Genomic DNA, 8,289 nt, shown 5'->3' with positions numbered 1-8,289 from the left:
GACAAAGTCCGATCAAGGAGTTCGAGTTGACCCGACAGCCCCCGTACCTGCCCGCCCCCCACCCCCGTCGCCACATCGCCTTCGACCGCCTGCACAACTTCCGCGACCTGGGCGGCTACCGTGGCGCCGACGGCCGATCGGTCGCCTGGGGCGCGCTCTACCGCGCCGACTCGCTGGGCAAGCTCCACGTAGGGGGCGCCGACTGGGAGCGCTTCCTCGCCCTGGGCATACGTACGGTCATCGACCTGCGCTACCCGTGGGAGATCGAGGCCAAGGGCCGCATCCCCCTCCCCGAGCCCGGCCGGTTGACGTACGCCAACCTCAGCATCGAGCACCGGCCGTACGACCAGGCCGCCATCGACCCCGAGATCGACCCCTGGCGGTACCTGGCCGACCGGTTCGCGGAGGTCGCGGAGGACGGGGTCGAGGAGATCCGGCAGGTGATCGAGCTGATCGCCACCGGGCCCGGGCCCGCGGTGTTCCACTGCACCTCGGGCAAGGACCGCACCGGCCTCATCGCCGCCCTCGTCCTGACCCTCCTCGGTGTCTCCGAGGAGGACGTCCTCGCCGACTTCGCCCTGACGGAGCTGGCCACCGAGCGGCTCCTGGCCGACTGGCACGCGGCCAACCCGGACCGCACCATGCGCTGGCCCTCGTACGGGCGCGCACCGGCGATCGTCCTGTCCCTGTTCCTCGCCGATCTCTCGGCCCGCTACGGCTCGACAGCCGGGTACCTCACCGACCGCGTACGCATCAGCCCGTCGACCCGCAGCCACCTCAGGTCCCGCTACCTGACCCGAAGCTGAAGCGGAAGCGGAAGCCGCGCGGAAGCTGTACCGCCGCACAACTGCAACCGCACCATTGCCAGTTCAGCGGTCCACCTCAACAATGCGCATGACAATCGGACGCGTTCCGATCGGCCTGCCCAGTCGTCATCAGAGGGGACCCCCACATGAACAAGCCTCTCGCCGGCGCCGCACTGTCGTTGCTCCTGTTAGGGGCAGCGGCAGCCCCGGCCACGGCCTCCACGGCGCCCACGACCTCCACAGCCCCCACAACCTCCGAACACCGGAACGGTGACGCGCCCGCGCCCGTAGCCGTGAACTTCGCGGGGACGGTCGCGCTCAGCAACTGCTCCGGCTCCGTCGTCCGCACACCGAACTCCCAGCCGAACGACCCCGCCCTGGTGCTGACCAACGGCCACTGCATCGAATCCGGCTTCCCGGAGCCGGGCGAGGTCATCAGCAACCAGCCTTCCAACCGCTCGTTCACGCTTCTCAGCGCCTCCGGATCGCGGCTCGGGACGGTGCGGGCAGGCAAGATCGCGTACGCGACGATGACCGACACCGACGTCGCCGTCTACCAGCTCACCCGCACGTACGCCCAGATCCAGAGCCAGTACGGCATAGCCGCGCTCACGCTGAACGACACGCACCCGGTGCAGGGCACCGCCATCAAGGTCGTCTCCGGCTACTGGAAGCGGATCTACAGCTGCAACATCGACGGGTTCGCGTACCGCCTGAAGGAGGGCGACTGGACCTGGAAGGACTCGGTCCGCTACACCTCCTCCTGCAACACCATCGGCGGCACCTCCGGATCCCCGGTGATCGACGCGGCGACGGGCAAGGTCGTCGCGGTCAACAACACGGGCAACGAGAGCGGCGGCCGCTGCACGGTCAACAACCCCTGCGAGGTCGACCAGAACGGCAACGTGACGGTCCGCCAGGGCATCAACTACGCCCAGCAGACCTACCCCCTCGTGGCCTGCATCGCCCCGGGCAACCAGTTCGACCTGACCCTCCCCACCTGCACCCTCCCGAAGTCCTAACCCCGCGCCCGCCCCGCCTCACCGGCCCCCGGGGCTTACCGGGCGGCCGCCGGGCGCCCCCGCGCGGCCCAGGCGGGTCCAGGGCGGGGCGGGCCCTCAGCGTGCGGGTCTGCGTACGGTTGCTGGGCCGGTGGCCGGAGCCGCAACTGCGGCTTCCGGGCCAGCTCCTCGACCGGGCGGCTGCCATGCCCACCCACGCCTTCCTCGCCGTTGTGTGCGCCGGCGCCGCCGGAGAGCCGTGAAGCAGACACGAAGATCGCTATCTTCGCCTGGGGAGCACTAAATCCTCTGCCCGACTCGGGAAATGGCATGGGCGTTCGACTGGTCGCGTCTGATCGGTCATTGAAGCCCGCATGAGTGACGACCGAGCCATTCGTAACCCAAGTACCCGTTGCATCAGACGAGTTGACGCTGTGAAAGTCACCGGTCTAGCCTGGATGCGTACGAGCCCTCCATTACCTCGCGAAAAAGCAGGCGGCAGACGGCCGAATGCCACTCGGGCACTCTGACTGGCGGACCTCACCGACTCGTTGAGTCTCAGCAGGCCACCGAGGAAGAACCCGGGAGCGCGGTGGTGGAGAGACGTAGCGCGTATCGCCCGAATCCAACGCCCAGCCGCATCACAACCTGGCTGAAGTGATCATTTCGAAGCGGTGCAGCCGCATATCGTCCTGATCGCGTTCGGATTCGAGCGAAAGGCCGGGAAGGTCATCAACACTCATCAGCCGGTCGACCGTACCTACTACGTCGACGAATCCGGCATCCCCGGCTCCGGCCTCGCGCTCTACAGTGCCCTCGGTGTTCCCGAGGAGCGTGCACCCGAAATCCTGCGTGCCTGGCGGGAAATGCGTGAGCAGTGGTTTCGTGAGCACGGGGTTCCCGCAGACTTCGAACTGCACGCGACGAACTTTCTCTCGGGCCGAGGCCGCCCGGGCGGCCTCAACCCCGCCAAGATCCAGCGCTACCGCATGGCTCAGGCGGCCCTCGACGTCATTGGCGCGCAGCCTTCGCTCAGCGTCGTCACGGTCTACACCGACGAGCCGGCGCACTGGGGCAGGGCGAAGCGGCAGGCGTACGAAGGCTTACTGCGTCGCCTCGACCGGCGGCTGACAGAAGTCGGCGAACGCGCTGCGCTGGTCGTCGACGGGGATGGCTCCGAACCCCTCTACGAGCAGGTCCACCGGCAGGTGGGCCCTCGATGCATCCCGCTTCCGGCCGTCGAGGTCCCGGCCCACAGCTCGGCCTGGATCCAGATGGCCGACGTGGTGGCCCACAGTGCTTGCCAAGCCGTTGCGCGGCAGCCGTCCAGGAGGTTCATGTGGAGCTGGTACGGCCGGCACCTGCCGAAAGCCCCGGCCCCGGAACGCTGCTAACCGGCCACTGTGCGACGAAACCCCGGCTGGAAGCCGGGGTTCGTGTAAGCAGACCTGGCGCGCGCACTCCGCGCGGCCCTGACTGCACTCGCCAGTCTAACGGCCGGGCCGTAGGTCAGCCAGTAGTGCCACCGAACGATCCCAGCGCGTCTCGGCCGGTCTCTGAAAGGAAGAACAGTGCCCCACGCCAGTGAATCCCAGGTTTCGACAGATGAAGAAGTGGGGGATGCGAGAGGCGGCGGCCGGGGCGAGTCATCCAGCCCCGTAACCCCGGCGAACGGCCCGGAAACGATCTCGTTTCGCTTCTCGGGTGAGGAGTTCACGGTCTCGGGATTCGAGCGGACCCTCCCGACTCCCTCCACCGCCACTGAACGCGCCCACCTCGTGAAAGCGGGTCTGGCGGCAGACGGCGCTTCACTTGACGAAGACGCGTGGCACGCGGTGGCCCGCGCCGTCATTGCGCCCGAAGCGGCGGCAGCCCAGCTGCGCTCTCCCAAGGGCCAGGCGTCCGCGCTGATCGAGGAGCACGTGGAGGGAGCGACGCTCCGCTCCCTCCACACCAGGGTGTGGCTGACCGAACTGTTCCCGGGGCACCAGCCACGGACCAGCCAGGGGGCGCTCCCCGTGGACGACCCGGAGGTCCACGGTGACGTGGACGAGCAGGGGCGACCGTACGCCCGGGTCGTCTACCGCTACCGCGACCGCGAGCATCTAGAGGCCCACTTGGCGCAGACCATCGAACAGACGCGGCACGCCAACCCGAACCCCTACGACCGGTCGATCCTGGCCCGACGTATCACCCGTGCCGTCATCGCCCACCCGTGCCGACTCGAATTCGCGGACGGCAGCGAACACATCGACGTACTCGCCGTCCGCGACGGCATCACCCGCCTGACCAGCGCCTGGGCCCTCCTCACCGAGGGAGAGGCGCCATACGCCGATGACATCGCCGCGACCGCCCTGGAAGTCCTGTCCGCAGAGAAGCTGCAGCGACGCGGTGCTGCGGAGAAGGCGCTCAGCCAGCGCATGGCGCTCGGCCGGCAGGAGGCACTGCACGGCTTCCTGGCCGAATTCCAGCGGGGAGTGAACGAAGCGCAGCCGACGGACCGGTCAGTGCGCTTGGGTCAGACCCTCGTGGTGCCCGCCCAGGTCACGGTCGGAGTCCACCGGCACGGCTCGGCCGGACTCTCCGCCGAAGAGGTCTTCGATGACGCCGTCCGCTCCATCCTCGCCTCGATCCACGTCGAATTCCGGCACTGGGAAGCAGCAGCGCAGAACGTGGAGGTCGGTACGCGGGCGATCAGCCGAGTCCGCCTTCCCGGGCTCCCGCAGAACAATCTCCTCGACGGCATCATCGGTCTCGCCCTCGGGCGCCGGAAGCCCGCCGAACTGCCGGACGTCTTCCACGACGAGAGCATTCCGGGAACACCCCTGTGGCGTGCCGTCTACCTCGTGCACTTCCTCACCCGGACCGAAGTCTTCGACCAGGTAAAGAAGTTCGCCAAGGACATCAAGGGGACGAGCAAGATGAAGACCGCCGGGTACGCGGAGCTGCTCGGCCCGGTCATCGACCTCCCCTGGCGGGGCTACAAGGCGGGATCGCTCCAACAGGCGCGGAACGCCTGGGCGAACGGTGGAGTGCTCACCAAGGCCGTGACGGGCGACTGGCGGCCCGTCCCCACGGCGGACTTCACCGAACTCGTCAAACAGGCGTTGAACGGCAACAACAGCGCACGGCAGACACTCGCGGTGGCGGGGGGAGTCGCCCTCATCGCGGACAAGCTCATCACCCGGAACGTCGGCTCAGCGGTCGGCAAGACCGTTCCCTTCCGCGCCAACACCGACCAGATCGTCGCCGGACTCGCAGACTCCGAAGAGGGGCTGTGGACGCTCGCCTTCGCAGCCCGGGCCTTCGACGCCGAGCGGGAATGCCTCAATTCGTTCACCGATACGCAACTCCTGGCGCGCAACACGGCCACGATGTACTCCATCCCGGCGGTCGACCTCACCGCCGAAGACAAGGTCCGCAAGGATGCGGGTGGTGCCGCTGCGGAAGCTCTTGACCAGTGGCGTGTCGTAACCGTCTCCGACCCGGACAGGGCGCGCGAGGAACAAGACGAACGCAACCAGCAGAAGGAGGACGCCCCCTCCGAGCGCTCGGTGACCGCTCAGTTGGCAGCCGAGCGGCGCGCCCTACGCCAAGCCGTGGCAGACGCGAGGCAGGCAGTGAAACGGTTGATGAGCCTCGCCGACGCTCCCGAGGCGCGTGCCACCACCGCGCACCCGTTCGGATCGCACGACGAGCTGGACCGCATCATCCAGGAAGTGCGCAAGCTGGCCGGTGAAATCCTCGTACATCACCCTCAAGCGGCGGATCACGATGACGAAGAGCACGAAGAGGAAGACGACATCGATTAGGCGGTATGCGGTGATCACCTCGCGGCCCAGGTGGGGACGGCCGCGAGGTGGGGGCCCAGCAGACGATCACTGCGAGGACGAGCCCGGCGAAGCCGGAACCGGTGCAGCATCACCTCGACGCGGCTCTGGAGCGCTGACGACGGCCGCTGAGGGTGCCGGAGGACCCTGCGAGGCGATGCGGCTCCCCGCGAGAACGGGTGGCAGAGCGCTGCGCCTCATGCCGCTCGGCGCCAGGGTAGGCGGGAGTGCCTCGGGGGCAGTGCGAGCAGCTCGTGCAGGGCCTTGCCCTGGTGGGCCCAGTGGTCCAGCCGGTTGCGGTCCACCCACCGCACGCCATGGCGGTCGCCCCAAGCCATGGCGTCGCGGGTGAACGATCCGTTGGTGACGACGACCGCGTGGTCCGCCCCGTGCGCGGGACCTGCCGTGCCCTTCACCTGGTACATCACCGATGATCCCACCTTGCCGCCGACACGGGTGTGTTTCGCCTGCACCACGATCCGCCCCAGGGGGCTTCGGTCGCCGATCACGTCCGCGGCCTGGTCCCCGCCACGGCCCACCTTCGTGGCCGCCCAGCCGTCGCGGGCCAGGAGGTCGCGCAGCGCGTACTCGAATTGCTCGTCGTCCATCGCGTCCAACTCCGACAAGGTGATGCGCAGACGCGCCAGCCTTACGCTGTCCGCCCGCTGCCGGTGACGGCCCCGCATCCGGAGGCCGCCCATAGCGGCGGCGAGGGCGAGGCCGGCCAGGACCAGCAGCGGCCAGGCCGCAGCGGCCCTCGTCATCAGGTGTGATGCGGCTTGCGCCAGGGCGACCGCGAGCGCGAGGGCTACGGCTGCCGCACCCAGGGCGTCCACGGTGCTGCGCGGTCGCCACCGGAGGCTTCGCCGCGGGCGGGCCGTCACTGCCCGCCCGCGGGAGCGGAGGCGGCGGGCTGCGGCGCGGGCTGCCGCTCGGCACCGCTGTCGCCGAACCCGAAGACCTGACCCCAGAGCCACACCACCGCGCACAGACCGGCCACGGCCCAGACGCTCAGCCCCTTGGCAGACTTCGGCCCCGGCTTGCGGCGGAGGTGGCTTCGTACGCGCACGTATCCGTCCGGAACCTTCGGCATGGTGCATCCCTCCCCATCGGTCCGCGCGGTGCGGACCTCCAGATCGGTTGTAGCGGTGGCCACTGACAGAACCTGATGCGCCGTCATGATCGGGTGGGCGGCAAGGGCGCGAGTCGGCCACGTCTTCGCGGGTGCCTACTGCCCCTCGCGACCCTCTGGCCTGCGCGGAGCTTCCGGTGGTACCGCGCACGGCGGCTATGCGGGGCGTACCGAATGGCCTGTTCTTGCGGAGCGCGGCCAGTAGCGACTGCGCCGGGCGCCGCCCCGCAGGCGAGGCGGAGGCCTGGCGCCCCGGCGGCCAGGGAGCCTCCGGGCTCTGATCCATGGTTCGCCCGTCTGAGTCGATCAAGTCGGGGGTGAGTTGTTACAACCAGTCGCGCTTCTTGAAGACGACGTACAGGCTCACGCAGACCACCGCCATCAGCAGGAGCGCGAAGGGATAGCCGCCCGCCCACTTGAGTTCGGGCATGACCTCGAAGTTCATGCCGTAGATGGTTCCCACCAGCGTGGGGGCGAAGAGGATGGCCGCCCAGGCGGAGATCTTCTTGATCTCCTCGTTCTGTTCGAAGCCGGCTTCGGCCAGGGCGCGCATTTCGGCGTTCTGCTGTTGGGAGACCAGGGTTGCGTTGACCGTGAGGATCTCGGTCAAGGCCTGGCGGAAGCCGTCGACGCGCTCGCTGGTGTGGGTGACGTGGTCGGCCACGTCGCGGAGGTAGCGTTGGAGCTCCTCGTCCGTGCCGTACTTCGCGAAGCCCGCCATCAGGCCGTGGAGCATGGCCACCAGGGGGCGGGTGGCGCGCTGGAACTCGACCATCTCGCGGGAGAGTTCGTAGATGCGGCGGGATACCTCCGGGTCGCCGCGGAACACCTCGGTCTCGATCTCGTCCATGTCGTTCTGGACGCCCTCCACGACCGGGGCGTAGCCGTCGACCACCGCGTCCAGGATGGCGTACAGGGCGGCCTCGGGGCCGAGGGAGAGGAGTTCGGGGGTGTCCTCCATGCGGCGGCGTACCGCCGGGAGGTCGGGGGCGGCGCCGTGGCGGACCGTGATCAGGAAGTCCGGGCCGACGAAGACGTGGAGCTCGCTGAACTCCACCTCCTCCGGGGCGTCCAGGTAGCGGGCGGCGCGCAGGACGACGAAGAGGGTCTCGCCGTAGCGCTCCAGCTTGGGGCGCTGGTGGGCCTCCAGGGCGTCCTCGACGGCGAGCTCGTGGAGGTTGAACTCGGCGGCGAGGGAGAGAAGTTCGGTTTCCGTGGGGCGGTGCAGGCCGATCCAGGCCATGCGCCCGGGGTGCTCCCGTAGCTGGCGGAAGGTTTCCGCAAGGGTCGTCGGTGTGGCGACGCGCCTGCCCTCGCGGTACACCGCGGAGTCGATCACGCTGCGGTGGTTCTCGGGCGTGTCGCCCGGGGGCGGGGCAGGCGGCGGCGGGGGGCGGCGCCACCCGGGCCGCTTCGCGGAGGGCGGGGGCCAGCGGTCTGGGCGCTCCGACATCGCAGGTCAGCTCCCGGGATCGGTGAGGGGGCATGAGGGCCGTTCTTGTGTGTGGTCATTGCGGACA

At 69.1% G+C, this 8,289-nt stretch carries 7 protein-coding genes; 4 read left to right on the top strand and 3 right to left on the bottom strand.

Features of this window, described 5'->3' with window-relative positions; all coding sequences use genetic code 11:
* Positions 1-47: 47 nt before the first annotated feature.
* The 4 genes from ACFV7Q_RS29560 (at position 48) to ACFV7Q_RS29545 (ending at position 5,619) form a co-directional block, all read left to right on the top strand.
* Positions 48-806, top strand: a complete 759-nt coding sequence (locus ACFV7Q_RS29560) for a tyrosine-protein phosphatase (RefSeq protein WP_385432950.1) — start codon at positions 48-50, stop codon at positions 804-806.
* Positions 807-952: 146 nt separating this feature from the next.
* Positions 953-1,828 carry a serine protease gene (locus tag ACFV7Q_RS29555; protein ID WP_385432945.1) on the top strand — a complete coding sequence of 292 codons (876 nt, stop codon included), beginning with the start codon at positions 953-955 and terminating at the stop codon, positions 1,826-1,828.
* A gap of 653 nt (positions 1,829-2,481) precedes the next feature.
* Positions 2,482-3,201, top strand: coding sequence for a DUF3800 domain-containing protein (locus ACFV7Q_RS29550; protein WP_385432943.1), 720 nt, complete (start codon positions 2,482-2,484; stop codon positions 3,199-3,201).
* Positions 3,202-3,642: 441 nt separating this feature from the next.
* Complete coding sequence (locus ACFV7Q_RS29545) at positions 3,643-5,619, top strand: hypothetical protein (RefSeq protein WP_385432941.1); 1,977 nt, start codon at positions 3,643-3,645, stop codon at positions 5,617-5,619.
* A 215-nt stretch (positions 5,620-5,834) separates the two neighbouring features.
* Here ACFV7Q_RS29545 and ACFV7Q_RS29540 read toward each other — a convergent pair whose 3' ends face one another.
* The 3 genes from ACFV7Q_RS29540 to ACFV7Q_RS29530 form a co-directional block, all read right to left on the bottom strand.
* Positions 5,835-6,473, bottom strand: a complete 639-nt coding sequence (locus ACFV7Q_RS29540) for a restriction endonuclease (RefSeq protein WP_385432939.1) — start codon at positions 6,471-6,473, stop codon at positions 5,835-5,837.
* A gap of 44 nt (positions 6,474-6,517) precedes the next feature.
* A complete protein-coding gene (locus ACFV7Q_RS29535) occupies positions 6,518-6,730 on the bottom strand; it encodes a hypothetical protein (RefSeq protein WP_385432937.1) in 213 nt (70 codons plus the stop codon).
* A 364-nt stretch (positions 6,731-7,094) separates the two neighbouring features.
* Entirely contained in the window at positions 7,095-8,222 is a 1,128-nt protein-coding gene (locus ACFV7Q_RS29530) for a magnesium and cobalt transport protein CorA (protein WP_385432935.1), read from the bottom strand.
* Between the last annotated feature and the right edge of the window lie 67 nt (positions 8,223-8,289).

The organism is Streptomyces sp. NPDC059851, from assembly GCF_042732005.1.
GTDB lineage: Bacteria > Actinomycetota > Actinomycetes > Streptomycetales > Streptomycetaceae > Streptomyces.
The sequence above is the reverse complement of the archived record's forward strand: the minus strand, read 5'-3'. Positions and strand labels throughout refer to the sequence as shown.

Coding starts and splice junctions, on each gene's coding strand:
- ACFV7Q_RS29555 (WP_385432945.1), top strand. CDS start 953: ATGAACAAGCCTCTCGCCGGCGCCGCACTGTCGTTGCTCCTGTTAGGG.
- ACFV7Q_RS29530 (WP_385432935.1), bottom strand. CDS start 8,222: ATGTCGGAGCGCCCAGACCGCTGGCCCCCGCCCTCCGCGAAGCGGCCC.
- ACFV7Q_RS29535 (WP_385432937.1), bottom strand. CDS start 6,730: ATGCCGAAGGTTCCGGACGGATACGTGCGCGTACGAAGCCACCTCCGC.